Raw genomic sequence first — 25,565 nt, 5'->3', positions numbered from 1 at the left:
ATAAGGTTCAAACATGAAAAAATGGCTGCTATTGGCTACTCTGTTTGTATTAACAGGCTGCGGATTCCATCTGAAAGGAACATCCGGATTCGACACACCCATGCCATATCATAGCTGGAAGATTGAAGGCGGTAGTATGCAGCGGGCTCTGGAAGTCGTATTGCGGCGGCAGCCTAATGTAATTGTGGATACTGAACATCCAGAGGTAGTGGTAAAAGTCATTTCAGCGACACAGGATTCTTCCACATCAGCAGTAGATTTATCTGGCGGTACCAGTGAATATCTGCTCACACTGAAAGTGAATGTACAAGCCTATCATAATGATCAGCCACTAGGCGATCCGATACAAGTCACAGTACACCGTTATATGGATTATTCTGATCATGAGGTACTGGCCAAAGAAGATGAACAACGTATGATTTGGCATGATATGCGTACCGATGCTGCAGAACAAATTGTACGTCGCCTGGCTTTTCTGCCTGTAACTACTAACGAATGAGTAATTTATCAGTCCAGCCTCTGTCTGCAGCATATCTAATTCATGGTGAAGAAGAATTATTGCGAATAGAGGCTCTAGACACTATCCGTTCAGCTGCACGTAGTCAGCAATATAATGAGCGCGAAGTTATCAATATAGAAACCGGTTTCGACTGGACATCACTTCTGTCCTCAGTCCATTCCGTTGGATTATTTGCTGATAAAAAATTACTGGAAATTCATATTCCCTCTGGTAAACCCGGCAAAGAAGGAGCCGTAGTATTACAACAATTGGCTGAACAATTACCGGAAAATACCTGCCTGCTTTTAATACTCCCTAAACTGGAACGATTACAAACACAGAGTAAATGGTTTTCAAGCTGGGCAAAAAATGCTCAGATATTTGATGCAAAAGCTATTAACCAAAATGCATTACCTCAGTGGATAAAAAATCGGCTGGCGGCTCAGAATCTGAATATCGATAATGATGCACTTGCCCTGTTTGCAGAGAAAGTAGAAGGCAATCTTTTAGCCGCAAAGCAGGAAATCGATAAACTGGCTCTAATTCATTCGGCCGGACATACCGTTACTCTGGATGACGCACAGACAGCAGTAGCCAACGTAGCACGTTTTGATATCTTTCAATTGTCAGCAGCATGGATGAGCGGAAACTCAGAACGGGTATTGCGTTTACTGGAGGGTCTTGCATCGGAGGGAAATGAACCGGTACTATTATTATGGGTTATCAGTGAGGATATTCGTACTCTCATACGCTTACTTGCAGCATTCAAGCAAGGTAAATCAATCAGTGAAATGCGTCAGAGCCTGCGTTTATGGGGTGAAAAACAGACTTTAGCACCACAGGCTGCCAGACGTATCGGCATCAGACGTCTTCTAGAAGCTTTACAGATATGTGCGTATATCGACCGACAAATTAAAGGTGCAGAAGAAGGTAATGCATGGGCAGAAATCAAACATCTTTTTCTGTCTCTGACCATCTGAACATTATTCTGGTAACTCACCGTTAAACTATTGATCCAATAATGATGAAAACAGTTGAAAAAAGCGTTTTAGTACTACATAGTGCCGAACACATATTTGATCTGGTCAACACAGTTGAAGATTATCCTAAGTTTTTACCCTGGTGTAATCGTACGGATATTCTCAAACGGGATGAACAATCTCTGGAAGCTGTATTGTACATGGACTATATGAAAATACGTCAGTCATTTGCTACCAGAAACATTAATCAAAGACCAAATAAAATCCAGATGAGTTTGCTTAATGGTCCTTTTCGCAAACTGGAAGGCACCTGGCAATTTACTCCTATCGATGATCTGGGCTGTAAAATCGATTTTCGTCTGGAATATGAATTCTCCAATGCAGTACTTTCAGCACTAATAGGCCCGGTCTTTAATATTATCGCTACAACATTGGTTGATGCTTTTATTAAGGAAGCAGACAGACGCTATGATGACTGAAATTATTGTTGAAGCAGTATATGCCACCACTGATTATCAGCATCTCTGGCAGGGAAAAGTTCCGGCAGGAAGCAGTGCACGTCAGGTATTATTACAGTCAGATTTACCAGAAAAATTTCCACAAACTGATTTCTATGCAGCACCCATTGGTATATTCGGTAAAAAAGTTAATGATGATTATATATTATCCAATTGGGATCGAATTGAAGTTTACCGACCGTTACTGATTGATCCGAAAGAAAACCGGCGACGGCGTGCAAAGCAAAAAGAATAGTTTTCCAGTTAACTTTTAAACAGTTTGTAATTCCTGAGGAATATACATGTCTCATATCAGACTAATAGTTGGCTTGGGCAATCCGGGCACAGAATATGAACATACACGGCATAATATAGGTTTTGATTTCGTTGATGAACTTGCCAGGTTATGGAAAATCAGCTTAAAAGAAGAAAAAAAATTTTTTGGACAAGTAGCAAAAGTTAACTTACCCGAAAATGAAATCTGGCTGCTTAAACCTTCCACATACATGAACAAATCAGGCACATCCGTGCAATCTATAGCCAAATTCTTCAAAATTTCACCTGAGGAAATACTGGTAATTCATGATGAGCTGGATATTCCCTGCGGCCAGATCAGGTTTAAAAAAGGCGGAGGAAATGGCGGTCATAACGGACTAAAAGATATACAGGCCTGGCTGGGCACCGCAGATTTTTACCGGCTACGACTAGGTATTGGTCATCCGGGTGATCGTAATCTTGTTGTCCATTATGTATTGCATAAACCATTGGCTGAAGAAAAAATTTTGCTAGACGAAGCTTTACACAAATCTCTGAATGCTATACCCCTGCTGTTAGAAGGAGAATTCGGCAGGGCGCAGCAACAATTACACAGCAAGTAAAATTTGAAAGATCATGTTATGAAATATCGTGACTTGCGGGAATTCATTGCTGTTCTTGAGCAGCAGCAATTATTAAAGCGGATTCAAACATCAGTTTCTCCACATTTGGAAATAACAGAAATTGCTGATCGTGTATTGCAAAAGCAGGGACCGGCATTATTATTTGAAAATACTATAAATCAGACAGGAACAACATACCAGTTTCCTGTTCTGGCTAATCTTTTTGGTACTCCGGAACGTGTTGCCATGGGAATGGGGGCAGACGATACCAGTCAATTACGGGAAATAGGTAAAACACTGGCTTACCTGAAAGAGCCGGATCCTCCTAAAGGATTCAAAGATGCCCTTTCCAAATTACCTTTACTCAAAGATTTATGGAGCATGGCTCCGCATATCGTCAAAAAAGCACCTTGTCAGGAAATTATTCTAGAAGGTGATAAAGTAGATTTAACACAATTGCCAATTCAAAAATGCTGGCCGGAAGATGCGGCTCCCCTAATTACCTGGGGCTTAACAGTTACACGCGGGCCAGAAAAAAAACGCCAGAATCTAGGCATTTACCGACAGCAACTACTGAAAAAAAACAAGCTAATCATGCGCTGGCTTGCTCATCGTGGCGGTGCTCTGGATTTTCAGGCTTTTAAACAAAAATATCCAAACAAACATTATCCTGTATCAGTCATACTGGGTTGTGATCCTGCTACCATCCTCGGAGCAGTCACCCCGGTACCAGACAATCTCAGTGAATATCAGTTTGCCGGTTTATTAAGAGGATCGCGTACTGAGCTAGTTAAATGTATCGGAAATGATTTGCATGTTCCTGCCCGGGCAGAAATCGTTCTTGAAGGAGTTATTTATCCAGACGAGACTGCACTGGAAGGTCCTTATGGAGACCATACCGGTTATTATAATGAACAGGATAATTTCCCGGTATTTACCGTAGAACGCATTACCATGCGCGAAAATGCTATTTATCACAGCACTTATACCGGTAAACCGCCTGATGAACCGGCAATTCTGGGAGTCGCACTGAATGAAGTGTTTATCCCATTATTACAAAAACAATTTCCAGAAATTATAGATTTCTATCTGCCTCCGGAAGGTTGTTCATATCGCATGGCCGTTGTCAGCATAAAGAAACAATATGCCGGACATGCCAAAAGAGTAATGATGGGTTGTTGGAGCTATCTGCGTCAGTTTATGTATACTAAATATATTATTGTAGTAGATAATGACATTAATATAAGAGACTGGAAAGAAGTTATCTGGGCAATTACCACACGTATGGATCCGGTGCGGGATACAACACTAATCGATCATACACCGATTGATTATCTGGATTTTGCCAGTCCGATTAGCGGACTTGGCGGGAAAATGGGTCTGGATGCAACCAATAAATGGCCCGGAGAGACAAACCGTGAATGGGGTAAAGTAATACACAAGGATCCGGCAACTATAGCTAAAGTTGACGCCATATGGCAAGATTTAGGTTTATAGCTATTTTCAGTCACTATGGATTTTACAGATTGAAGTTTAACAATATATACGGCATAAACATGGGAAGTAAATATATAAATCGTATCTGTACATGGTGCCTGAAACTGGGTCTGATCTCTATTCTGGCGGCCTGCCAAAACCTGCCTTCACAACAGGGGCGTAGTATTGAAACACATATTACTGCCGACACCCCATCTTCTCTTGCCTATGCTAATGCTTCACTTGTATCCGAACATAAAGGTTTATCCGGTCTTTATCCGCTTGATGACGGACATGAAGCATTCGCCGCACGGATAGCTCTGGTTCGCGCCGCAGAACACAGTCTGGATGTACAGTACTATATCTGGCGTAACGATACGTCTGGTCAGCTACTTTTTCATGAATTAGTTTTAGCTGCTCAGCGCGGTGTACATGTTCGCTTACTGCTTGATGACAATAATACTGTCGGCCTTGATAATATATTAAAAGCACTTAATCAAGAACCCAACATCGAAATCAGATTATTTAACCCTTTTATGCACCGGCACTGGCGCGCTTTAAGCTACATGACAGATTTTGCCCGCCTGAACCGGCGTATGCATAATAAATCTATCACAGCTGATAATCAGGCCACTATTCTAGGCGGACGGAATATTGGTGATGAATATTTTGATATGGGTAAAGGCACACTTTTTGTAGATTTAGATATTCTCGCCATAGGACCTATTGTTAATCAGGTTTCAAACAATTTTGACCGCTACTGGAACAGTGCTTCGTCATATCCTTTAAACGGTATAGTTCACCCCCGCCATATTAAATTACAGGCAAGCATGCCTATATTCAAACATCGCAGTTTCAATCATCTACGTGCCAATAGTTATGATAATGCTTATAATCGTGACAATTTTGCCAACCGATTATTAGACGGATCACTGGATTATCAATGGGCACACCTGATATTGGTAAGCGACAATCCTGATAAAGCTCTGCCCAAAAACAGGAGAAAAGTAGAAGCTACCCAGTCTGATAATAATCTTTTAATTGAACCTGATACAGAACAACCACCGGTAATTAAATATCAAAAAGCCAGTTTAACTCTGAACGCACTCGCTGCATCTGTTGTTGAACCACAAAAAGATTTACTGGTTATCACTCCGTATTTTGTACCTACACAAACAGGTCTTGAGTATCTGCAAAAATTACGAGAAGAGGGTGTGAAGATACGTATTCTCACAAACTCTTTAGCAGCAACCGATGTGGCAGCAGTACATTCTGGTTATTCTCACTATAGAATACCGCTGTTAAAAGAAGGAGTAGAAATTTATGAACTCAAAAATCAAGGCTTTTTAAAAGGGCCCCGTGACCGTGCATTTACAGGTAACTCCGAATCAAGCTTGCATGCTAAAACTTTTACTATCGACGGACAGCAGCTTTATATCGGTTCATTAAATTTTGACCCTCGCTCAGCACGGCTCAATACAGAAATGGGTGTCGTTATTCAGTCTCCGGAAATGGCACAATTTATGAATCAGGCAATTAATGAAGCATTGCCGGATGTTACTTATCAGGTAAAACTATCACCACAAGGCAAGCTAGAGTGGACGGAAACCAACGACAAAAATCAAACAAAGGTTTATCATCATGAACCGGATACTACTTTTTGGCAGCGTGTCTGGGTAAAAATGCTCTCCTTACTCCCACTGGAAAGCTTACTTTAACCAGTTTTAGCCATCTCTCATTTGTTCACAACTTGATATTTCTTTTAAGAGGTATTGCCAATGCTTTTGTTTATAGATAATTACGATAGCTTTACCTTTAATATAGTGCAATACCTTGGTGAGCTTGGCGAAAACGTAATTGTTAAACATAATGATGAAATTACACTGCAAGATATCAGCAGACTGGCTCCGGATAAAATTGTCATCGGTCCGGGGCCATGTACACCCAGAGAAGCTGGTATTTCTGTAGACACAATTAAACATTTTGCGCTCACAATACCGATACTGGGTATTTGTCTGGGACATCAGAGTATAGCTTATGCTTTTGGCGGAAATATAGTACGTGCCAAAAAAGTTATGCATGGTAAAATTTCACCTGTTTACCATCACAATAACTCCCTTTTCAATAACCTGCCTAATCCGGTAAATTGTACCCGATACCATAGTCTGGTTATTGAAAAAGAAACTTTACCCGATTGTCTCGAAATAACCGCTTGGACTGATGACAACGAAATTATGGGTATCAGACATAAAACTCTGCCTGTAGAAGGTGTTCAGTTTCATCCTGAAGGATTACTTACCGAAAATGGTTATGCAATGTTGCACAATTTTCTGCAACAGCATAACTAATAAAGTAAAAATTTTAAAAATAGTTATATTTTAGAAAGAATTATCATGATAACGCCGCAACAGGCACTTAATCGTTTACTGGACAACAATGAATTATTCTATGATGAAATGACAGATTTAATGCGCCAGATAATGAACGGAGAAGTGGCGCCTGAAGTCATAGCTGCTATTTTAATCGGATTACGTATTAAAGTAGAAAGCGTATCGGAAATCGCGGCTGCGGCAACTGTTATGCGTGAATTCTCAACAAAAGTACCTGTACAGCAGCGAGAACATTTAGTCGATATCGTTGGGACGGGTGGAGATAATGCACATACATTCAACATATCTACAACCAGCATGTTTGTAGTTGCAGCAGCCGGAGCAAAAGTGGCCAAACATGGAGGACGTTCCGTATCTTCTTCAAGCGGCTCTGCTGACATCATTGAAGCCATGGGTGCTGCACTCGAATTAGCTCCTGAACAAGTAGGAGAATGTATCGATCAGCTTGGTGTCGGATTTATGTATGCACCAAATCATCATAACAGCATGCGTTATGTAGCTCCCGTACGTCGGGCATTAGGCGTACGTACCGTCTTTAATATACTAGGACCATTAACCAATCCGGCAACAGCATCCAACCAGGTTTTAGGGGTATTCCATATTGATCTGGTCGGGATTTTATCTCGTGTGCTGAAACAGCTTGGCAGCAAACATGTTTTAGTTGTACATGGAAGTGACGGACTGGATGAAATTACACTTACCGGCACAACCCGCATAGCTGAATTAAAAAATGGCACTATCATGGAATACGATATCCATCCGACTCAGTTTGACATGCCGGTAATTGAAGACTTAAAACCTTTAAAAGTGGCCAATAGTGAAGAATCGCTGCATATCATGAATAGCGTATTAAATGGAGAAAAAGGACCTTGCCGTGATATAGTCGTGCTCAATGCAGCTGCTGCAATCTATGCGGCAGACATAACTTCTTCATTAGAAGAGGGTGTTGATTTAGCCATTACCGCCATAGATTCTGGTAAGGCAAAAGCGAAACAAACAGAATTTATCCAAAAAACACAACAATTGGCTAACCTGTCAAATAGCTAACATTAAATAAACCCGGCTTATAAGCTAAATAAAATTTGTATGCATTCATTTTAGCAATGAATCGTTTACAATAATGGCTATAATCTGTCACTAAACACACTATATTATTATGCTAGACATTCAATTACTCCGTCAGGATATCAACAGTATTGCGGAAAAATTACAGACTCGTGGTTTTAATCTGGATACCGAAACTTTCACCCGACTGGAACAACAGCGTAAACAATTACAAATACGCACAGAAGAGTTGCAGTCTAAACGCAATAATCTTTCCAAGCAGATTGGTGCACTAAAAGGTCAGGGCAAACATGATGAAGCTAACCAGACAATGGCTGAAGTTGCCCAAATCAAGACCGAACTGGAAAAGGTTGATCAGGACTACCAAACCATACAAAATCAAATTAATAATTTGATCCTGACAATTCCGAATCTACCGCATAGTGACGTTCCTGTGGGCAAAGATGAGAATGACAACATCGAAATCCGCCGATTCGGTACGCCAAGACAATTTAATTTTGAAATTAAGGATCATGTTGATTTAGGTGAACCGTTAGGCTTAGATTTCAAAACCGGCTCAGAGCTATCCGGAGCAAGATTTTCATTAATGCGGGGTCCGATAGCTCGCCTGCATCGTGCACTGGCACAATTTATGCTTGATACCCATACTCAGCAGCATGGTTATACAGAACATTACACCCCTTATATTGTTAATCCTGAAATTCTGTTAGGTACCGGACAATTACCTAAATTTGCTGAAGATATGTATAAAGTAAGCTGCGGAGGCGAAGAAAATACACAGGAACAATATCTGATATCAACCGCAGAAATTACCCTGACTAATACCGTGCGTGAACGTATTCTAAGCAAAGATGAATTACCTAAAAAACTCACCGCACACTCACCATGTTTCCGTTCTGAGGCCGGTTCCTACGGTAAAGATACTCGCGGGCTGATTCGGCAGCATCAGTTTGACAAAGTAGAAATGGTGCAGATTCAGCGACCGGAAAATTCTTATGCTGCTCTGGAAGAAATGGTTGGTCACGCCGAAAAAATTCTTCAGCTTTTGGAATTACCATATCGGGTAATTGTTCTCTGTACAGGTGATATGGGATTTAGTGCCGCTAAAACCTATGATTTGGAGGTATGGGTACCTGCACAAAACACTTATCGGGAAATTTCCAGCTGCTCAAACTGCGAAGATTTCCAGGCACGGCGTATGCAAGCAAGATTTAAAGATAATGACGGCAAAAATCAGCTGGTACATACATTAAATGGTTCAGGCCTGGCAGTTGGCAGAGCTTTGGTAGCATTACTGGAAAATCATCAGAATGAGGATGGAAGCATTAATATTCCAGAGGCTTTACAGCCTTATCTGGGCGGATTAAGCGTATTACGCGCATAAATATCAACGATTTATTGAATCTCAATTTATAAAAATTTTACTAAGGGCAATATTTATACACCACCGTATTAAATATTGCCCTTCAGTGTAAAGACGCGTATAATCAGCAATCCTATTGGGTCGTTAGCTCAGTTGGTAGAGCAGTGGACTCTTAATCCATTTGTCCAGGGTTCGATCCCCTGACGACCCACCACAAACTAACCCATTATATTCAATAGGTTACAGTACTGTTTAAGTGTTAATGAATAGTCCATTGAATTTCTGTTTTTGCCATTTTTTTGACATGCAATTTGCATGAGGCTGTCAATCTTAGCTGCGTGTGCGTGTAAATGATCATTGTCCAGATGAGCGTACTTCTGCAACATTTCCAGTAATTGCAATCCTACCATTGCTTTTAGCTCATACATCGAGACTCTATTCTGCATCAGCTAGCTTACATATTTATGCCTTAAATCAAGGCTTTTGTGTTAATAAAGTTCTATTACAAAGTTTTGAATGCAAAAGCAGCTTCAATCTTTCCATAAATATGTATAGATTTCAGCTTTGCAGGTGAAATGATTTCTTGGGCATAATTTTTGTTATCACTTATTATTTTTAAATCACCGCAAATCGTTGCTTGTATACGCTTAACAAGCAGACTCTTCGGTGTAGCAATCAGATATACACCATCGCCACGATGACATTTAATTGCAATATTTACAAATAACAAATCCCTATTAGAAAAAGTTGGATACATAGAATCATCTGGAGCAGTAATTATAAAAGTATTTTTAAAATCATTACCTATGTTTTTCCTGACCCATTCTTCTGAAATTTCAACCAATCTTATTTCGTTTTCAGAGTCTGCGAATAAGTCAATCTTCTTGAATTGAATAAATCCGTTTCGTGCTTGATTCTCATAAATCATTTCATCTGATTTATAAGCATTTTTCATTTGTCCATTACCAGTTTCCAACCATACAGGGTCGACACCAAGTACCTGTGCAATTGTTGCAATATTTGTACTTTCTTTATTGCGTCCTGATTCAAGGGCTGCAATTGCCGACTGGGATCTGCCAATTCTGGTTGCTAATTCCTTTTGACTTATTCCTTTTTCTAACCGCGCTTTTTTTAAGCGTTCATTTAAGCCATTCATATTATTACCTTAAAATAAAGGCACTATTGTACTGATTAAATTAGTATTTAAATACCTTTAAATAGTTTGGTTATAATATTATTTTTGATAGAAATCATCGTAAAACTAAAACCCGGATACCAGAAACAAATAAAAATTTGCTATAAATAAATCTTTAATTTATGTTATAACCTTTATATATTAACAGTCTGCATTAAAGGGTTAGGGTATGGATAAATCTTCTGTAACTGAAGAATTGGAAGCATTATTCGATTTGCTTGAAAAAGGAGCGATTACTAAAGAAGAGTATGAAGCTCAAAAAGCTTTACTCTTATCAAATCAAGAGCAACAGCCTATAAATACAAATACATCCTTCCCAGAATCTGTAGAATCTCAGGATGAATCAATCCCAGTATTTATAGAACAGCCTGCTCAAATTCAAAATCAGCAATCTCACAGTAACAGTGTCAAGATTATTTTAATTATCATGATTGGAATAATTATACTTGTAGCAATGTTTTTTATTTTCTTCAGCAATAGAGCAAATACCCCTTCTGTTAATGACCAGAGTACTCTTTCAGCCAGTATGGCCAGTAGTGTTATCACAGTGAATGCCCAGCAACCCAGTGATACAACCTCGGAAGCAGACACAGATGAAACAGGTTTGAATCTTAATAAAAAAACGCCAGAAGAACTCAATAAACTATTGATTAAATTTCAGCAAGAGCGTGCTAATGCGGTAGCTAATTTACGCTCTGTATGGGCTGGTCTTGATCCTGATTTCAAAGCTACAGTACAGCAAGAACAGAAAGATTGGGATAGCACTGCATTAGCAGCTAACTGTTCTTTATCAGGTTACAGCACACCATTAGCACAACAGGTAGCTAATCAGTATTGCGAAACCATGATGCTAAATAGCCGGGCACAAAGTTTACTGGATGAACAGGCATCCTCTCTGGCTGATATTAAACAGGAAAAAACTGCTCAAATGGATAAAATGGCAACTGACGCATTAAAAAGAGTGAATTTAACCTGGTCAACAATTCCGGAAGATATACAACAGAACCTGAATCAGACATTTGAACAGTGGTCTGATGAGGTAAATCAATATTGCCTTTCCAGACCAACAGCCCAGAATCTAACTGAAACTCAAATAAATTATGATAATTGTGTCATTAAAAAATCTGAAAGCAAAATCAAAGAACTGAACGGCTATAAAATCTAGTTTTAATCCAAAAGGCAAACTTAATCATAGTTTGCCTTTTAGTAAAAACTTTCGAATACGAATAGCTATGAATTGTTTTTACCCGGTAAAAATTTAAATAAAATATGGGCAAACAAAAAACCATTGTTTACAATACGCCTACTTAAACTTTAAAGCAGGACATTTAATTATGGCAGATTTTAATCAGATTCTGGATGCTGGTAATGTAGACGGCGGTATTATTAATGTAGTAGTTGAAATTCCGGCCGGATCAAACCATAAAATAGAATGGGACAGAAAACTGGCTACCATGAAACTGGATCGCGTTGAACCTGTGATTTTTGCTAAACCAACCAACTATGGGTTCATACCGCAAACACTGGATGAAGATGGTGATGAACTGGATGCATTAATCATTACCGATCAGCCATTGACTACTGGTATTTATCTGGAAGCCAGAATTATTGGCGTTATGAAATTTGTTGATGATGGCGAAGTTGATGACAAAATTGTTGTTGTACCGGCCGACGATCGCAATAATGGTAATGCAATTCAAACACTGGCCGACTTACCAGCACAATTAATAAAACAAATTGAATTTCATTTTAACCACTATAAAGATTTAAAAAAGGCCGGTACAACTCAAGTAACACATTGGGGCGATATAGAAGAGGCAAAAAGTGTTATTCGTGAATCTCAGCAACGCTGGAAACAAAAATAATTTAAACATACAATTTATGTAACCATAATATATTAGAGTGCTGCGAAATTTGAAGTTTGGTATATTCAGATATCGCAGCAAAATTTTAAATACAATAACTTAATTTCTTTAAAGAAGATTACTAGCGGATAAATTGCTACAAGTTAACAGACAATAAAATGTAAACAGATCGCAATAGGGCATGCGTCCACTATTTGTATAGCAAAGGCTTATAAAGATGATGGAAATGCAAGGATAGATGCAGGAAGCAGTGCTCATTGCAAACAGCTGGATAAGGTTGCCAGAAAGTCTTTCCCATAATGCTAAAACAAGTCAACGATATTAAGTTTAATATATTAGGGCAGTCAGGTTGTTATTGATATTTATTACTAGCTAAATATAATACTAAAATTTAACATAATATATATTATGCGAAATTGAATCTATTAAAGCTTCGTTCAATAATACTTGGCTAATTCAATCATAGTTTTAAATTACTGATGATATTTTTTATCGTAAAATACAAATTAATTGAGGCTTTATATCTAACATCTGTTTCTTGTTTCTAATGATGAATGTGTAGTAAGAACTGATATTTCTGGAATAATTATGCAAAAAAAACTATTACTGGTAGACGGTTCATCTTATTTATATCGGGCATTTCATGCTCTTGCGCCATTAACCAGTCCAACAGGTATGCCCACAGGTGCATTATATGGTGTACTAAATATGTTACGGCGTTTACGCTTAGATATACCACATGATTATGCTTGTTGTATATTTGATGCTAAAGGCGAAAATTTTCGCCATCAGCTTTATCCTGAATATAAAGCTAATCGTCCGCCGATGCCGGAAGAACTTAGACCACAGGCTGAAGCGTTACCAGAATTAGTGAAATTAATGGGCTGGCCGGTCTTATCTGTCAAAGGTGTTGAGGCAGATGATGTAATTGGTACCTTAGCTTATTCAGCAGAACAAGCCGGTTATCAGGTTATTATTTCTACTGGTGATAAAGACATGGCTCAGCTGGTTAACAGCCAAATTACGCTTGTCAATACCATGAACAATGAAAAGCTTGATATTGAAGGTGTAATTAATAAATTTGGCGTAAAACCGAACCAGATAATAGACTATCTTAGTCTGATTGGTGATAAAGTTGATAATGTACCCGGTGTGGAAAAATGTGGTCCTAAAACAGCGGTTAAATGGCTGCAGGAATATGGTTCATTACAAAATATTATTGAACATGCTAATGAAATTAAAGGTAAAGTTGGTGAAAATCTTAGAATTGCATTATCAAAATTGCCCCTGTCCTATCAATTAATTACTATTAAAACTGATGTAGATTTACATCATGAGATACCGCACGGAATTGAAGATTTACAGCGAAAAACTCCGAATTGGGCAGAATTAATTTCACAATTCAAGCAACTTGGTTTCAAAAGCTGGTTAAAAGAAGCACAAAATCATTGTCACGAGAATATGAATGAAACTTCTCAGCCTGCTAATGATCTGTTTAGTGATATTGAAACCGATGATGATAGTACTGATACTAAAATTATAGAAAATACAGCAGAAACTGAACAAATCAGAAATATATCCAAAAACTATTCAGCTATTACCACAATTGAACAATTAAATAAATTACAACAACAATTAGACAACGCTAAAGTTATTGCTCTGGATACAGAAACAGATAGCCTGGATGCGATGAATGCGCATCTTGTCGGTATCAGTATTGCTCTAGAGCCAGGAATAGCATTTTATATACCTGTCGGACACAGCCCGGCAGTAATTAGTGAGCAATTACCTATTGAAACTGTGCTTGCTACCCTGAAACCTTATCTGGAAGCAGATATACCCGAAAAAATTGGTCAAAATATTAAATATGATCAACATGTTCTGGCTAACTATAAGATTAATTTACAGGGAATTACCGGTGACTCAATGCTGGCTTCTTATATAATTGAAAGCCATTTAGGCCATGGTCTTGATGAATTGGCACTTCGTCATCTGAACTGGCAAACTATTCATTATGAAGATTTATGTGGCAAAGGAGCAAAACAAATCAGTTTTGCTGATGTCGCGCTTGAAGATGCCGTTAATTACGCAGCAGAAGATGCGGATGTTTGTTTTCGCCTTGAAATTTTACTAAGAAAACAGATGGATACAGCGCAACTTGAGTTGTATCGTAATCTCGAAATCCCTGTAGAGAACATACTTTATAACATGGAGCGCACCGGAGTGCTAATAGATCGTCAGGAACTGGCTCAGCAAAGCCATGAGCTTGGTACTGAATTGGTTCGACTCGAAGAACAGGCATATCAACTGGCAGGACAGCCTTTTAATTTAAACTCACCCAAACAGCTTCAGTCTATTCTATTTGAAAAAATGGGAATCCCTACTTCCGGCCTGAAAAAAACTTCATCCGGAGGTACTTCTACCAATGAAACCGTGCTGGAAAAGCTTGCAGTAGATTATCCCCTACCCAAGCTTATTTTACAAACACGTAGTCTGGCTAAATTAAAATCCACTTATACTGATAAATTACCGCAACTAATTAATCCGAATACCGGTCGTGTACATACTACCTATGCTCAGGCTGTCGCTATTACAGGTCGTCTGGCCAGTAATAATCCAAATTTACAGAATATTCCGGTACGTACTGAAGAAGGACGGCGTATTCGTAAAAGTTTTATTGCCCCCCCCGACCAGTTAATTGTTTCTGCGGATTACTCACAGATTGAGCTAAGGATTATGGCTCATCTTTCTAATGATTCTACCTTAATTGATGCCTTTCAGCATGATGAGGACATTCATAAGCGTACCGCAGCAGAAATTTTTTCGACAAATCAGGAACAAATAACTGCAGAACAACGTCGTTATGCTAAAACCATTAACTTTGGTTTAATCTATGGTATGAGCGAATATGGTCTGGCCAAATCATTAGGAATTGAATTGCAGGCTGCGCAACACTTTATATCACGTTACTTTAACAGATATCCGGGTGTACACGAATATATGGAAAAAACTAAAGAACAAGCATTACAGCATGGGTATGTAGAAACCTTATTCGGGCGTCGTCTTTATCTGCCTGGTTTAAAAAGTACAAATGCTAACGAACGCGCCGGAGCATTCAGAGCTGCGATAAATGCACCGATGCAAGGGACGGCATCTGATTTAATTAAACGAGCCATGATTGCTGTATATAAATGGCTTAATCAGGAAAAAATGCAAACCAGATTGATTATGCAGGTACATGATGAGCTTGTATTACAGGTACCTGAATATGAGTTGTCATCTGTACAAACACATTTGCCTCAATTAATGGCAAATGTGGCTAAATTAAAAGTTCCATTAATTGCTGATGTCGGATATGGGCATAATTGGGATGAAGCTCATTAATGGAATACTCTATTTGAAATATCAGGATTAATAATAAAAGGTAGTCTGAAATTTATCAGGCTACCTTTTTAAAAATTAACAATAAAAACTTTATTTTTATGACAGAATATATCAAAATAGTAACATATTAATTAAATGCTAAATAACTAATTTATTTTATTTCAGCTAATTGTGCACGCATAACAGAAATCTGTTTAAAATAATCGTTATGACCAAAAATTGCAGAACCTGCAACAAATGTGTCAGCTCCTGCTGCTGCTATCTGAGCAATATTATCAATTTTGATTCCACCGTCTACTTCTAATCGGATAAATCTTTTACTTTCATAGGCATATTCATCAATTATTGCCCTAACCTTACGAATTTTTTTCAGTGTGGATGGAATAAAATTCTGTCCACCAAAACCTGGATTAACCGACATCAGTAATATGACATCTACTTTATCTAATACTTCTTCCAATAAGCTTATTGGAGAAGCCGGATTTAATACCACCCCTGCCTGACATCCAGCTGTCTTTATTAGATTTAAGCTTCTATCTACATGCTTACTTGCTTCGGGATGAAAAGTAATAATATCCGCACCGGCTTTTGCAAAAGCATTAATCATTTCATCAACTGGTTCTACCATTAAATGTACATCAATGGGAACAGAAGCATATGGTTTTATTGCCTGACAAACCATAGGACCAAACGTAAGATTTGGCACATAATGATTATCCATAACATCAAAGTGAATCCAGTCTGCTCCACTGTTAATTACGGAAGTAATTTCATTGCCCAAACAGGCAAGATCTGCTGATAAAATACTAGGAGCAATATAAAAATCCGGTTTCGTTAACTTATTCATATTAAAACATTATCTATAATAAATTATATTATTTACGCAAGTTTACTACCATTATATGTGTTTGACTGCTATTGAAGTATACTCATAATAACTGATAGAAATCAAAGGGAGAACAAAATGATATTTTCATACTGGCAAAAAATGGCTCGCTATTGTGCCGGTTTTGTCTTATTAACATTTACTTTTTCTACTTTTGCCTCCGGTCAGATTAATTGTGACTTACGCAAGCTTGAATTAACTCAAATGCAAAAAACAAGGCTTAGGCTTATCAGAATGCAGTACAAACGAAATCAGGACACTAATTTGCAGCATACCGCAAACAATAAACGTAAAAGTGAGCAATTAACACAGATTCTGATGAAACCAAAATTTGATGAAACTGAAGCAAAACGCTATGTGTTGAACTATTATATGCCTCGTATACAACAAGATATAGATGAATTAAAAGTACAATATGAGTTTTTGCAAGTTTTAAATCAGCAGCAAAGACAGAACTGGATTAATAATTGTTTGCGTTAAAACTATAAAATTAGTACTTGATAGATAACTATTTGAATTAAATATTATTTTGAATAAATCAATTATATGAATTCAGATTTAACTTAATAGTGTTTCATAAAATAAAATATATTAATACGATATAAAAATGCTTATTGCCTGCTACACAAAGAATTTTGAGATGGATCTGTAATACTTTTTACAGATTTTGTATTACAAATGTAAGTACTAGAGTCATTACTCATCCAAACTGATTTTTTTAAATGGACACCATTTTTGGGTTCTGCATATAAACGAAATTTTGTGCAATCATCAGTTGTACTACATGTAACTCCAATTTCATATTTTTTGTCTACATTACCATTTTTGGTCAATTGATTCTTAATTGATGAATCGAGATCATCTTTTAGTAAATTTCTATTAAATAGTTTTAGTTTTGTTTGTGCTATATCCTGATTGATATTGGCTAGTGTAGTAGTAGCATCTGTTAAATCTGCTTTCTCAATATAGCTACTATAAACCGGTATAGCTAAGGCAGTCAAAATCCCCATAATTGCAATTACCACCATTAGCTCAATCAAAGAGAAACCATTTTGATATTTTTTCATGCATTTATCCAGATATAAATCTTTATATTAATAATCATATAAAGCAGCTTGAATAGTTTCTTCAATAATACTTGAAGTTGAAGCATTTTGTCCCCAGCCCTTTGCAGTAATTCGGAATATATAATACCCTACTCCCGCCCCAGTATCAGGACCCAGATATTCAATTACATAACGATATTTGGTTGCTGAATCTTGAACAGTTCCAGATGCAGTATTGCCTGAATTAACTGTATTTTTGATTGATGGATCTTTTTTTGAATCTGTAAACACTTCAGACCGTTTCCAAACATCCTTTAAATCAGTACATGATTCAACTTCAGCTATTACACTTTTTACTTTTGCCGGATTTATTCCTTTTGCTGCACATAATCCTGCTTCGCAATCACATTTAAATTGCTGTTTTGTCTTTAAGCCAGGCCATTCACTAATTTTCTTTTCAGCTTCAGCCAGACCAAGCTGTGCGTTTTGAAATGCAAGCTGATGATCACTATCATTAGCACTGGTCCGCGTATCCATCGATGTACTTTGCATAGTTACTACTACAAGAAAAGCAATAACTATCATCATAACCAGCACTAAAAATAATGCAAAACCAGACTGCCTGGATTGTAAGGTTTTATTTTTAATTTTCATGTCTGTAACGGTTTCCAGAGTAATTGGTCTATAAAATTAAATTTTGCTACTTACACAAACTTCACCTTGTCGTACAGAGGCATTAATTTCATAATTTATAGTTGTATTATCATTTGTTCCATTAGGTCTTACTGTCAGGGTTACTCCAATTAAAACAGGTGGCTTTTCATACTTGAAATCAAGATCAGTTGTACTAGTTATATTGGCATCCAAAGGCGGAGATGGTGTGTTGCTGGCAGCACTGGCTTCACTGGGGCAATCATTTGCAGTATGATCATCATAATCAAAATGATAATTTACAGCAGTAACATTTCTTACTATCAATTGTGGAGCACTAAACGTTTTATTTGAATAGCTTACTCGATAAAATCCAGGATCACGATCAAATTGTGTGGTTCCAACTACATAAACTGCCCCACTTATGTCTTTATCATCTATATTAGTTTGACATTGTGAAGACAAAATACTATTGGCTAATTTATCACTTATATAAGTTAACACTAAAGGGCGACTGCCTGTCACCGGTTCAACAGCAATACTAGAAGATGCCGTTGGTAACTCAGTTGATAAAAACTGTTTATTTTTTCCACTAAATGCATTTTCGAATATAGAGTTTAATTGAGATGTCGATGGAGGATTCATACAACTAAAATCAGCTAACTGCCGCATATCGCTACGAATTACATTTGCTGCATTACGCACATCTTGTTCATAACTAATACGTGTTTTAACCTGCTCTTTTAATTTATACGTTGTTAAAAATGTAGAGCTGGCAGCCATTAAAACAATTATGCTGATTGCAGTTGCCACCATCAATTCGACCAGACTAAATCCATGCTGCCGGCGTGGAATTTGTTTTAATTTAGTGATTTTAACTATTTTCATTATTGGATCAATCTTTGTATTTTTGTCTGTTGTGTTCATGACTGACCTGCTGTCAGGGAATACGAAAATAGATTTTTATCATTTAAATCTTTATCATCATTTTTATCATCCTTATTAAGAATCTGCCCCCACCAGGTTACAGTAATCTGACCATCTTTAATTACACAGCTTTTTACTTTAGCATTTGTTAAATTGATATTAAGAAGAACTGAACAATTTTTATTGTTAAAATTTGAAAAATCTTTTTTTAAAAAAAATATCTTATTTTTTGAAGCATCTTTTGTTTCTTGTAAAGAAATTCTTGGTTGAGAATTCATCAGCTCAATGTAATTTTGAACTGCTCTGGTGACCTCTCCCTGATTCGCTGCATTTACAGATGTATGAACTGCAGTGATCTGAGCCAGCATTAATACAAGCACACCGAATGATAAAACGAACATGGCCACAATAGCTTCAATGATTGTAGATCCATTCTGACGCTGAAATCTATTTGGTGAATATAATATCCTGACTGAAATATACCGGTACATATACTTATCCATATAATTCCTTGATATACTCTATTTTAGGCTTGCACTACAAAGTGTAGAAGCAGAAACAGAACCATTTTTAGAATTACCATAACATACTACAGGTCTGCCGCTAGGTGATATAACAATGCGACGTTTAATATCTTTGTAATCGGCATCAAATATTTCTATAGCTACATTGGAAGTCCCTATTGTCCATTTAGTAGAATCAGCACCATAACCTAGACCGAATTGTCCATTCGGCATAAATGCCAGCATGTCTGAATCTGTAATTTTACCGGTACAATTATTTGTATTATTTTTACATACTCCCCAGTTAAGTTTTACTTTGATTTTATTTGTGTTCTGATTTATCGCAACAGTTCGCACAGGTGTATCAGGTGATGTATTAGTGGATGGATTAGCGCTTGTAAATTTACCATCTAAATCGTTATCATTAAATGCAAGAAAACCTTCCCATCCGGTACCATCGGAATAATCCGCAAATTTACTACATCCATTAGATGTACCTGTACCATTTCTGATTACAGTAGGACAAATTAATACAGGTTTATTGGTACGAATAGCTTCAGCTCTTGCAAACTGAAACATTGCAAGCATCTGATCTGCTCGGTTATTTGTCCTGTGTGATGCAACCAATCTGTTCATAGCCGGTAATGCTATTGCAGCCAGTATGGCAGTAATAGCAATGACAATTAACAGTTCAATTAAAGTAAAACCAGCATTTGTTGGTTTAGATGAAGCCATTTTCTAACCTTAATTCTAATAAGCCGGACACAAGTTAAATATACACTTATTTTAAATTAATTTTACATCAAAATATATGATTTAGACTACTAATATAATAAATAAGTGACTTTTATTCATCAAAATAACCATCAGGCATGGCCGCATTATCAAATTTAGTAAACTGCCCCTGAAAGGTCAGATGAACTTTTCCGGTCGGACCATTACGGTGTTTACCAATAATACATTCTGCCAATCCTTTAAACTGACTGTCTGGATGATAGTATTCATCACGATACATAAACATAATAAGATCAGCATCCTGTTCGATAGCTCCGGATTCACGTAAATCTGACATCATAGGTCGTTTATCGGTACGTTGCTCCACCGTACGGGATAGTTGTGACAAAGCAATTATAGGAACCTGAAGTTCTTTAGCCAATGATTTTAAAGATCGTGAAATCTCACCCAGCTCTGAAGCCCGATTATCTGAGCGGCCAGAACCAGACATTAATTGCAGATAATCCAGTACAATTAATCCCAGTTTACCGCCTTGCTGACGTGCCAGTCTGCGAGCGCGGGCACGCACTTCCAATGCTGTTAATCCGGGAGTTTCATCAATAAACATTGGGGCTTCTGTGAGCTTGACTACTGCATCATTGAGTTTTCCCCAATGCTCATCCTGCAATTGTCCGGTTTTCAGAACACTTTGATCGACACGGCCTACTGAACCAAGCATTCGCAATACCAGTTGAGCACCACCCATTTCCATTGAAAAAACAGCTACCGGTAATTTTTCTGCAATAGCGACATGCTCTGCAATATTTAGTGAAAAAGCCGTTTTACCCATAGACGGGCGGCCTGCAACAATAATCAGATCTCCCGGTTGCAGACCTGATGTCTTTTTATCAAGATCAATAAAACCGGTTGAAACACCAGTTACATCGTTTTTGTTATCACGCGAGTACAAGTAGTCAATTCGTGCCACAACTTCTTTTAGCAGTACCGGCATTGTCAGGAAACCCTGTTTTGATCGTGCAGTTGATTCAGCAATCTGAAAAACGCTGTTTTCAGCTTCATCCAGCATTTGTGCTGCATCTTTTCCCTGAGGACTATAAGCCGAACGGGCAATTTGCGTTCCTACTTGAGCCAGCTGGCGCATTATGGAACGTTCACGAACGATTTCTCCATAACGCCGTATATTTGCTGCTGAAGGGGTGTTTTGTGCCAGTGTTATTAAATATTCCAGACCACCGGCCGTTTCAAGCTCTTCTCTCTTTTGCAGCTCTTCCTGTACTGTTATCACATCCGCCGGACGTGAAAGCTCTACTAATGCTTTAATTGCTCTGAATATAAGGCGATGCTCATGACGATAGAAGTCGTCTTCATCAATTAAATCTGCAATTCTGTCCCATGCACTGTTTTCGAGCATCAGCCCGCCTAAAACCGACTGTTCTGCTTCCATCGAATGCGGCGGCATAGCTAACTGATTTGTTTCTTCTGCACTGATATCGTTTTCTTCCATGTCTTCTGACTTTTTTAACAACTTTTTTAATTTTACCATTAAGTGACTGCTTATTTGCGGGTAATAAGGGCTGTGTATTACAATATTAACGAACCACATAATGGTTTAAAGTGAGTTAAATGTTCTATATATTTGCAAATTTATCTTATATAACTCTACATCGAGCTCACTGCAAAAAACGCAATACTCACTCTATCAGAAGGAATCGCAACCATGGAACATAAATTACCAGTACTACCATACTCCCTTGATGCTCTGGCACCACATATTTCAAAAGAAACAATGGAATATCATTATGGCAAACATCATCAGACCTATATCACCAATATGAATAACCAAATTAAGGGAACAGAGTTTGAGAATATGCCTTTGGAAGAAATTGTCAAAAAATCTTCGGGCGGGTTATTTAATAATGCAGCTCAAACCTGGAATCATACATTTTACTGGTTTGGCTTTACACCTAAAGGTGCGGCATTAACTGAAAATGGTGCTCTGGCAAACGCTATCAATGCGAAATGGGGCAATTTTAATGCATTTAAAGAAGCGTTCGATAAAGTAGCCGCTGGTACTTTCGGTTCAGGCTGGGCCTGGCTGGTAAAAACACCGGATGGTAATCTTGATCTGGTTTCTACAAGTAATGCAGCCACACCACTGACCACTGACAACACTCCTTTACTGACATGCGATGTCTGGGAACATGCATATTATATTGACTATCGCAACAGCCGCCCGAATTACTTAAGTAATTTCTGGGAAATCGTTAACTGGAATGAAGTAGAAAAACGCTTTGCAGCATAAGCTATAATTCACGGCACATAATTAAAACTGCCTTTTGTTTAAAGGCAGTTTTTTTATAACTGTACATCTGTTTCAGTTATTTTCTTTCGGCACATACCAGTAATTTTTAGTATTGTGTGTTTGCATATACTGTTTGAATTCTGCTGAGCTATAAGCTGATTTCACAGCCTGTGCCCATGCTTTTGGTGCATTATCTGCTCTTACCGCTACAACTAACTCAAATGAAGGAATAATATCTTCCTGTAACAGGGCAAGATCAGGATTAATTTTGGCTGCGTATGCCCTGCTTCCGGGTATAACTGAATAATCAAAATCTGATAAAGTACGCGGAATATTACCCGGATCCAGCTCAGTGATATTCAATTCATAAGGATTTGTCTTGATATCATTTTTAGAGATCATTCCCGGATTGGTTGAAGGCTTAAGGGTAATCCAGCCAGCTTTTGCCAGCAGACGATAGGCTCGTGCAGCATTTGCCGGATCATTTGGTACTGCAATAGCACTTCCCTTTTTTATTGCCTGCAAGTTTGTATGGCGTTTAGAATAAATTGCTGTTGGCACAGTAGGAATATGAGTTAAAGCAATCAGATCGGCTTTTTTATTCTGATTAAATGCATCCATATAGGCAGTATGCTGATCAACATTTACATCAATATTACCTTGTTGTAAAGCGATATCAGCTTGCATTAAATCAGAAAAATCAATTTGTTTAATTTGATATCCCTGTTTTTCCAGAATAGGTTTTACTGCATCAAGAAAAAGCTGGCTATAGGGGCCGGGTGAAGTGCCGACAATAATCTGTTTATTACTGGTTTTATCCTGCTGACAGGCTCCCAGTACCAGACAGGCAGTAATTAAAATAATAATTTGCTTAAAAAACTTCATGCTATTGGCTCCGATGATAGTCAATTTCATATTTTTAATTCACATAACAGCAAGTACGTTTTATTTATGTGAATTAAAAATTAATTGGCTTATGGAAAAAATATAATATAGCCGAGTAGTCTAATCATTGCATATGAATATTAAAAGACTGACTGCTTATAACCAAAGATAAGAAATTTATATACATGCAGACATTAAAAACGGCTTAAAATAAGCCGTTTTTAATAAATAGAAAGTTAATTTTTTTTGGCCTTAGCTGCGAGCCAGTTACCCAAGGTCTGAATAATTTGAACAATTAATACCAGAACGACAACTGTAACAATCATAATTACATAATCAAATCGCTGATATCCGTAATTAACAGCTAAATCACCGATGCCTCCGCCACCAACTGTACCAGACATAGCTGTAGCATCAATTAATCCGATAAGAGCTGTGGTTAAGGCCAGCAAAATAGAGGGCATGGCTTCAGGTAAAATAAAATAGCGAATAATCTGAAAATTAGTCGCTCCCATTGACTGAGCTGCTTCGATAATACCTGCCGGTACGCTTAATAAGGAATTTTCAATTAACCGGGCAATATAAGGCGAAACAAAAATAATCAACGGAATGATCATTGCCTTGGTACCAATAGATGTATGGATAGCAAGACTGGCTATCGGTAACACACAAATCAGCAAAATGATAAAAGGTAATGAGCGAATAATATTAATAATTATATTTAGTAAATTATATAGTATCGGCTTTGGCCATACGCCTCCCTGACGGGTAAGTAATAACAGTACACCTAAGGCCGTTCCCAGCATAGATCCCAGAACAAATGAGATACTGACCATATTAAAAGTTTGCAATATTGCCGTACCAAACTGGTCAGCAGTTAATGAGGTATCTAACCACTGATTCATACACCACCTCTTTCCACTCGAACGCCTCTGTCCTGCAAAAATGCCAACGCTTTTTCTACATCTGTCTCAATACCATTCATCTGGATAAACATACTTCCCAGCACTACTCCGCCTATTTCGCGCATATTGGCAAAAAGTATGTTAATTTCCACCAGTTGTTTTAAAATAAGCTCATTAACCACTGGTTCTCTGGCTGAATTACCTAAAAATTCCAACCTGAATATATTTTCCTGTTCAACCAGACTATCCAACACTGCTTCGGGTATTTTTGCATTGATTACTGTGCTGACAAATTTTTTCGTTGTCTCTTGCTGAGGGGCGGAAAAAATATCAAGTACAGTTCCTTTCTCAATTACCTGCCCCTTTTCCATCACCGCTACTTTATTACAAATGGAGCTAATCACTTCCATTTCATGAGTGACCAGTAAAATAGTGATATTGCGTTCGCTGTTAATTTGTTTTAATAGTTTCAGAATAGATAAAGTAGTCTGAGGGTCTAATGCGGAAGTAGCCTCATCACATAATAATATTGTTGGTTCTGTAATCAGAGCACGGGCAATCCCGACACGCTGTTTTTGACCACCGGATAACTGGCTGGGATAACTTTGCTTTTTACCTGCCAGATCAACATACGATAACATAGCATCGACTCTGCGGTCTATTTCATCACGTTTTAATCCCTGTAAAACTAATGGAATTGCAATATTCTGAGCAACCGTTTTAGATTCAAGTAAATTAAAATGCTGAAAAATCATGCCGATTTTTTTCTTATGCTCACGCTGAGCCTTGGTATCCAGTTTGTTTAAATCTACACCGTCAACAGTAACCGTACCGGATGTTGGTTTTTCCAGCTGGTTAACCAGACGAATTAAACTGCTTTTACCTGCGCCACTCCACCCAATCAGCCCATAGATATCACCTGTATCAACTGTAAGGTTAATATCATTCAGGGCATGAACCTGCTGTTTATTTTTGATATAAGTTTTTTTTATATTTTCAAATATGATCATAACGATCCTTAAATACTCGCTGCGATCTGATTTCCAATGATCCAGATGTAATGCAATACAGATAGTGTACTTGATAAATCGTAAACGTGCTGACTGATTTTCTAATGAATACGGCTAAAAAAT

Annotated in this window: 26 protein-coding genes and 1 tRNA gene; 16 read left to right on the top strand and 11 right to left on the bottom strand. The window is 37.8% G+C overall.

The window, feature by feature from the left end; translation table 11 throughout:
* Positions 1-13 precede the first annotated feature (13 nt).
* The 11 genes from lptE to GYX91_RS05220 all read left to right on the top strand — a co-directional run bounded on the left by lptE (position 14) and on the right by GYX91_RS05220 (position 9,362).
* Entirely contained in the window at positions 14-499 is a 486-nt protein-coding gene (gene lptE, locus GYX91_RS05270; RefSeq protein ID WP_084551916.1) for an LPS assembly lipoprotein LptE, read from the top strand.
* On the top strand, positions 496-1,479 hold the full coding sequence (gene holA, locus GYX91_RS05265; protein WP_174830116.1) for a DNA polymerase III subunit delta: 984 nt from the start codon (positions 496-498) through the stop codon (positions 1,477-1,479). Before lptE ends, holA begins: the two co-directional genes overlap by 4 nt.
* Positions 1,480-1,523: 44 nt before the next feature.
* On the top strand, positions 1,524-1,958 hold the full coding sequence (locus GYX91_RS05260) for a type II toxin-antitoxin system RatA family toxin (protein ID WP_037393303.1): 435 nt from the start codon (positions 1,524-1,526) through the stop codon (positions 1,956-1,958).
* Positions 1,948-2,232, top strand: a complete 285-nt coding sequence (locus tag GYX91_RS05255) for an RnfH family protein (RefSeq protein WP_306181055.1) — start codon at positions 1,948-1,950, stop codon at positions 2,230-2,232. The genes GYX91_RS05260 and GYX91_RS05255 overlap by 11 nt, the downstream gene beginning before the upstream one ends.
* Positions 2,233-2,278: 46 nt before the next feature.
* Entirely contained in the window at positions 2,279-2,854 is a 576-nt protein-coding gene (pth, locus tag GYX91_RS05250; protein ID WP_174830115.1) for an aminoacyl-tRNA hydrolase, read from the top strand.
* Positions 2,855-2,872: 18 nt separating this feature from the next.
* The gene (gene ubiD, locus GYX91_RS05245; RefSeq protein WP_174830114.1) at positions 2,873-4,351 is read left to right on the top strand and encodes a 4-hydroxy-3-polyprenylbenzoate decarboxylase; all 1,479 of its coding nucleotides are present in this window, start codon (positions 2,873-2,875) and stop codon (positions 4,349-4,351) included.
* A gap of 59 nt (positions 4,352-4,410) precedes the next feature.
* Positions 4,411-6,048, top strand: coding sequence for a phospholipase D family protein (locus tag GYX91_RS05240; RefSeq protein WP_174830113.1), 1,638 nt, complete (start codon positions 4,411-4,413; stop codon positions 6,046-6,048).
* A 60-nt stretch (positions 6,049-6,108) separates the two neighbouring features.
* Positions 6,109-6,678, top strand: coding sequence for an aminodeoxychorismate/anthranilate synthase component II (locus GYX91_RS05235; RefSeq protein ID WP_078475581.1), 570 nt, complete (start codon positions 6,109-6,111; stop codon positions 6,676-6,678).
* Positions 6,679-6,723: 45 nt separating this feature from the next.
* The gene (gene trpD, locus GYX91_RS05230) at positions 6,724-7,767 is read left to right on the top strand and encodes an anthranilate phosphoribosyltransferase (RefSeq protein WP_084548459.1); all 1,044 of its coding nucleotides are present in this window, start codon (positions 6,724-6,726) and stop codon (positions 7,765-7,767) included.
* 109 nt (positions 7,768-7,876) lie between these two features.
* Positions 7,877-9,169 (top strand): serine--tRNA ligase, encoded by a 1,293-nt coding sequence (gene serS, locus GYX91_RS05225; protein ID WP_174830112.1) that lies wholly within the window; start codon positions 7,877-7,879, stop codon positions 9,167-9,169.
* 117 nt (positions 9,170-9,286) lie between these two features.
* Positions 9,287-9,362, top strand: a tRNA-Lys gene (locus GYX91_RS05220).
* A 288-nt stretch (positions 9,363-9,650) separates the two neighbouring features.
* On the opposite strand, the gene GYX91_RS05215 is transcribed toward GYX91_RS05220, so the two are convergent.
* Positions 9,651-10,304, bottom strand: coding sequence for a LexA family transcriptional regulator (locus GYX91_RS05215; protein ID WP_100125565.1), 654 nt, complete (start codon positions 10,302-10,304; stop codon positions 9,651-9,653).
* A 208-nt stretch (positions 10,305-10,512) separates the two neighbouring features.
* Between GYX91_RS05215 and GYX91_RS05210 the strand changes: the two genes are divergently transcribed.
* From GYX91_RS05210 to polA, 3 genes are all read left to right on the top strand, one after another.
* The gene (locus GYX91_RS05210; RefSeq protein WP_174830111.1) at positions 10,513-11,508 is read left to right on the top strand and encodes an SHOCT domain-containing protein; all 996 of its coding nucleotides are present in this window, start codon (positions 10,513-10,515) and stop codon (positions 11,506-11,508) included.
* Between the two features lie 169 nt (positions 11,509-11,677).
* Complete coding sequence (locus GYX91_RS05205; protein WP_084587364.1) at positions 11,678-12,208, top strand: inorganic diphosphatase; 531 nt, start codon at positions 11,678-11,680, stop codon at positions 12,206-12,208.
* A 588-nt stretch (positions 12,209-12,796) separates the two neighbouring features.
* Positions 12,797-15,592: a DNA polymerase I gene (gene polA / locus GYX91_RS05200; RefSeq protein ID WP_174830110.1), complete on the top strand. Its 2,796-nt coding sequence runs from the start codon at positions 12,797-12,799 to the stop codon at positions 15,590-15,592.
* 151 nt (positions 15,593-15,743) lie between these two features.
* On the opposite strand, the gene rpe is transcribed toward polA, so the two are convergent.
* Entirely contained in the window at positions 15,744-16,439 is a 696-nt protein-coding gene (gene rpe, locus GYX91_RS05195; RefSeq protein WP_025330678.1) for a ribulose-phosphate 3-epimerase, read from the bottom strand.
* Positions 16,440-16,556: 117 nt separating this feature from the next.
* On the opposite strand from rpe, the gene GYX91_RS05190 reads away from it, so the two are divergent.
* Positions 16,557-16,958 carry a Spy/CpxP family protein refolding chaperone gene (locus GYX91_RS05190; protein WP_174830109.1) on the top strand — a complete coding sequence of 134 codons (402 nt, stop codon included), beginning with the start codon at positions 16,557-16,559 and terminating at the stop codon, positions 16,956-16,958.
* Positions 16,959-17,089: 131 nt separating this feature from the next.
* On the opposite strand, the gene GYX91_RS05185 is transcribed toward GYX91_RS05190, so the two are convergent.
* The 6 genes from GYX91_RS05185 to dnaB all read right to left on the bottom strand — a co-directional run bounded on the left by GYX91_RS05185 (position 17,090) and on the right by dnaB (position 21,844).
* Entirely contained in the window at positions 17,090-17,545 is a 456-nt protein-coding gene (locus GYX91_RS05185) for a type IV pilin protein (protein WP_025330676.1), read from the bottom strand.
* 27 nt (positions 17,546-17,572) lie between these two features.
* Positions 17,573-18,178 (bottom strand): PilX N-terminal domain-containing pilus assembly protein, encoded by a 606-nt coding sequence (locus tag GYX91_RS05180; protein ID WP_174830108.1) that lies wholly within the window; start codon positions 18,176-18,178, stop codon positions 17,573-17,575.
* A 36-nt stretch (positions 18,179-18,214) separates the two neighbouring features.
* Positions 18,215-19,102 (bottom strand): PilW family protein, encoded by an 888-nt coding sequence (locus GYX91_RS05175; RefSeq protein ID WP_174830107.1) that lies wholly within the window; start codon positions 19,100-19,102, stop codon positions 18,215-18,217.
* Positions 19,099-19,605 (bottom strand): hypothetical protein, encoded by a 507-nt coding sequence (locus tag GYX91_RS05170; RefSeq protein WP_174830106.1) that lies wholly within the window; start codon positions 19,603-19,605, stop codon positions 19,099-19,101. Before GYX91_RS05170 ends, GYX91_RS05175 begins: the two co-directional genes overlap by 4 nt.
* 18 nt (positions 19,606-19,623) lie before the next feature.
* Complete coding sequence (locus tag GYX91_RS05165; protein ID WP_174830105.1) at positions 19,624-20,340, bottom strand: Tfp pilus assembly protein FimT/FimU; 717 nt, start codon at positions 20,338-20,340, stop codon at positions 19,624-19,626.
* 112 nt (positions 20,341-20,452) lie between these two features.
* Entirely contained in the window at positions 20,453-21,844 is a 1,392-nt protein-coding gene (dnaB, locus tag GYX91_RS05160) for a replicative DNA helicase (protein WP_084548507.1), read from the bottom strand.
* A gap of 213 nt (positions 21,845-22,057) precedes the next feature.
* Here dnaB and GYX91_RS05155 point away from each other — a divergent pair, with 213 nt between their 5' ends.
* The gene (locus tag GYX91_RS05155; protein ID WP_078475568.1) at positions 22,058-22,642 is read left to right on the top strand and encodes a superoxide dismutase; all 585 of its coding nucleotides are present in this window, start codon (positions 22,058-22,060) and stop codon (positions 22,640-22,642) included.
* Positions 22,643-22,714: 72 nt separating this feature from the next.
* Here GYX91_RS05155 and GYX91_RS05150 read toward each other — a convergent pair whose 3' ends face one another.
* The 3 genes from GYX91_RS05150 to GYX91_RS05140 all read right to left on the bottom strand — a co-directional run bounded on the left by GYX91_RS05150 (position 22,715) and on the right by GYX91_RS05140 (position 25,442).
* Positions 22,715-23,527, bottom strand: a complete 813-nt coding sequence (locus GYX91_RS05150; protein WP_174830104.1) for a MetQ/NlpA family ABC transporter substrate-binding protein — start codon at positions 23,525-23,527, stop codon at positions 22,715-22,717.
* A 236-nt stretch (positions 23,528-23,763) separates the two neighbouring features.
* Positions 23,764-24,432 (bottom strand): methionine ABC transporter permease, encoded by a 669-nt coding sequence (locus GYX91_RS05145; RefSeq protein WP_174830103.1) that lies wholly within the window; start codon positions 24,430-24,432, stop codon positions 23,764-23,766.
* Positions 24,429-25,442, bottom strand: a complete 1,014-nt coding sequence (locus GYX91_RS05140; protein WP_025330667.1) for a methionine ABC transporter ATP-binding protein — start codon at positions 25,440-25,442, stop codon at positions 24,429-24,431. The genes GYX91_RS05145 and GYX91_RS05140 overlap by 4 nt, the downstream gene beginning before the upstream one ends.
* Positions 25,443-25,565 lie beyond the last annotated feature (123 nt).

Origin of the sequence: Snodgrassella sp. ESL0304 (assembly GCF_013344995.1) — a bacterium.
Classification (GTDB): Bacteria; Pseudomonadota; Gammaproteobacteria; order Burkholderiales; family Neisseriaceae; genus Snodgrassella; species Snodgrassella alvi.
The sequence above is the reverse complement of the archived record's forward strand: the minus strand, read 5'-3'. Positions and strand labels throughout refer to the sequence as shown.

Bases quoted from the DNA above. Each gene is read 5' to 3' on its own strand.
- lptE (WP_084551916.1), top strand. From the start codon at position 14: ATGAAAAAATGGCTGCTATTGGCTACTCTGTTTGTATTAACAGGCTGC.
- holA (WP_174830116.1), top strand. From the start codon at position 496: ATGAGTAATTTATCAGTCCAGCCTCTGTCTGCAGCATATCTAATTCAT.
- GYX91_RS05260 (WP_037393303.1), top strand. From the start codon at position 1,524: ATGAAAACAGTTGAAAAAAGCGTTTTAGTACTACATAGTGCCGAACAC.
- GYX91_RS05255 (WP_306181055.1), top strand. From the start codon at position 1,948: ATGATGACTGAAATTATTGTTGAAGCAGTATATGCCACCACTGATTAT.
- pth (WP_174830115.1), top strand. From the start codon at position 2,279: ATGTCTCATATCAGACTAATAGTTGGCTTGGGCAATCCGGGCACAGAA.
- ubiD (WP_174830114.1), top strand. From the start codon at position 2,873: ATGAAATATCGTGACTTGCGGGAATTCATTGCTGTTCTTGAGCAGCAG.
- GYX91_RS05240 (WP_174830113.1), top strand. From the start codon at position 4,411: ATGGGAAGTAAATATATAAATCGTATCTGTACATGGTGCCTGAAACTG.
- GYX91_RS05235 (WP_078475581.1), top strand. From the start codon at position 6,109: ATGCTTTTGTTTATAGATAATTACGATAGCTTTACCTTTAATATAGTG.
- trpD (WP_084548459.1), top strand. From the start codon at position 6,724: ATGATAACGCCGCAACAGGCACTTAATCGTTTACTGGACAACAATGAA.
- serS (WP_174830112.1), top strand. From the start codon at position 7,877: ATGCTAGACATTCAATTACTCCGTCAGGATATCAACAGTATTGCGGAA.
- GYX91_RS05215 (WP_100125565.1), bottom strand. From the start codon at position 10,304: ATGAATGGCTTAAATGAACGCTTAAAAAAAGCGCGGTTAGAAAAAGGA.
- GYX91_RS05210 (WP_174830111.1), top strand. From the start codon at position 10,513: ATGGATAAATCTTCTGTAACTGAAGAATTGGAAGCATTATTCGATTTG.
- GYX91_RS05205 (WP_084587364.1), top strand. From the start codon at position 11,678: ATGGCAGATTTTAATCAGATTCTGGATGCTGGTAATGTAGACGGCGGT.
- polA (WP_174830110.1), top strand. From the start codon at position 12,797: ATGCAAAAAAAACTATTACTGGTAGACGGTTCATCTTATTTATATCGG.
- rpe (WP_025330678.1), bottom strand. From the start codon at position 16,439: ATGAATAAGTTAACGAAACCGGATTTTTATATTGCTCCTAGTATTTTA.
- GYX91_RS05190 (WP_174830109.1), top strand. From the start codon at position 16,557: ATGATATTTTCATACTGGCAAAAAATGGCTCGCTATTGTGCCGGTTTT.
- GYX91_RS05185 (WP_025330676.1), bottom strand. From the start codon at position 17,545: ATGAAAAAATATCAAAATGGTTTCTCTTTGATTGAGCTAATGGTGGTA.
- GYX91_RS05180 (WP_174830108.1), bottom strand. From the start codon at position 18,178: ATGAAAATTAAAAATAAAACCTTACAATCCAGGCAGTCTGGTTTTGCA.
- GYX91_RS05175 (WP_174830107.1), bottom strand. From the start codon at position 19,102: ATGAACACAACAGACAAAAATACAAAGATTGATCCAATAATGAAAATA.
- GYX91_RS05170 (WP_174830106.1), bottom strand. From the start codon at position 19,605: ATGGATAAGTATATGTACCGGTATATTTCAGTCAGGATATTATATTCA.
- GYX91_RS05165 (WP_174830105.1), bottom strand. From the start codon at position 20,340: ATGGCTTCATCTAAACCAACAAATGCTGGTTTTACTTTAATTGAACTG.
- dnaB (WP_084548507.1), bottom strand. From the start codon at position 21,844: ATGGAAGAAAACGATATCAGTGCAGAAGAAACAAATCAGTTAGCTATG.
- GYX91_RS05155 (WP_078475568.1), top strand. From the start codon at position 22,058: ATGGAACATAAATTACCAGTACTACCATACTCCCTTGATGCTCTGGCA.
- GYX91_RS05150 (WP_174830104.1), bottom strand. From the start codon at position 23,527: ATGAAGTTTTTTAAGCAAATTATTATTTTAATTACTGCCTGTCTGGTA.
- GYX91_RS05145 (WP_174830103.1), bottom strand. From the start codon at position 24,432: ATGAATCAGTGGTTAGATACCTCATTAACTGCTGACCAGTTTGGTACG.
- GYX91_RS05140 (WP_025330667.1), bottom strand. From the start codon at position 25,442: ATGATCATATTTGAAAATATAAAAAAAACTTATATCAAAAATAAACAG.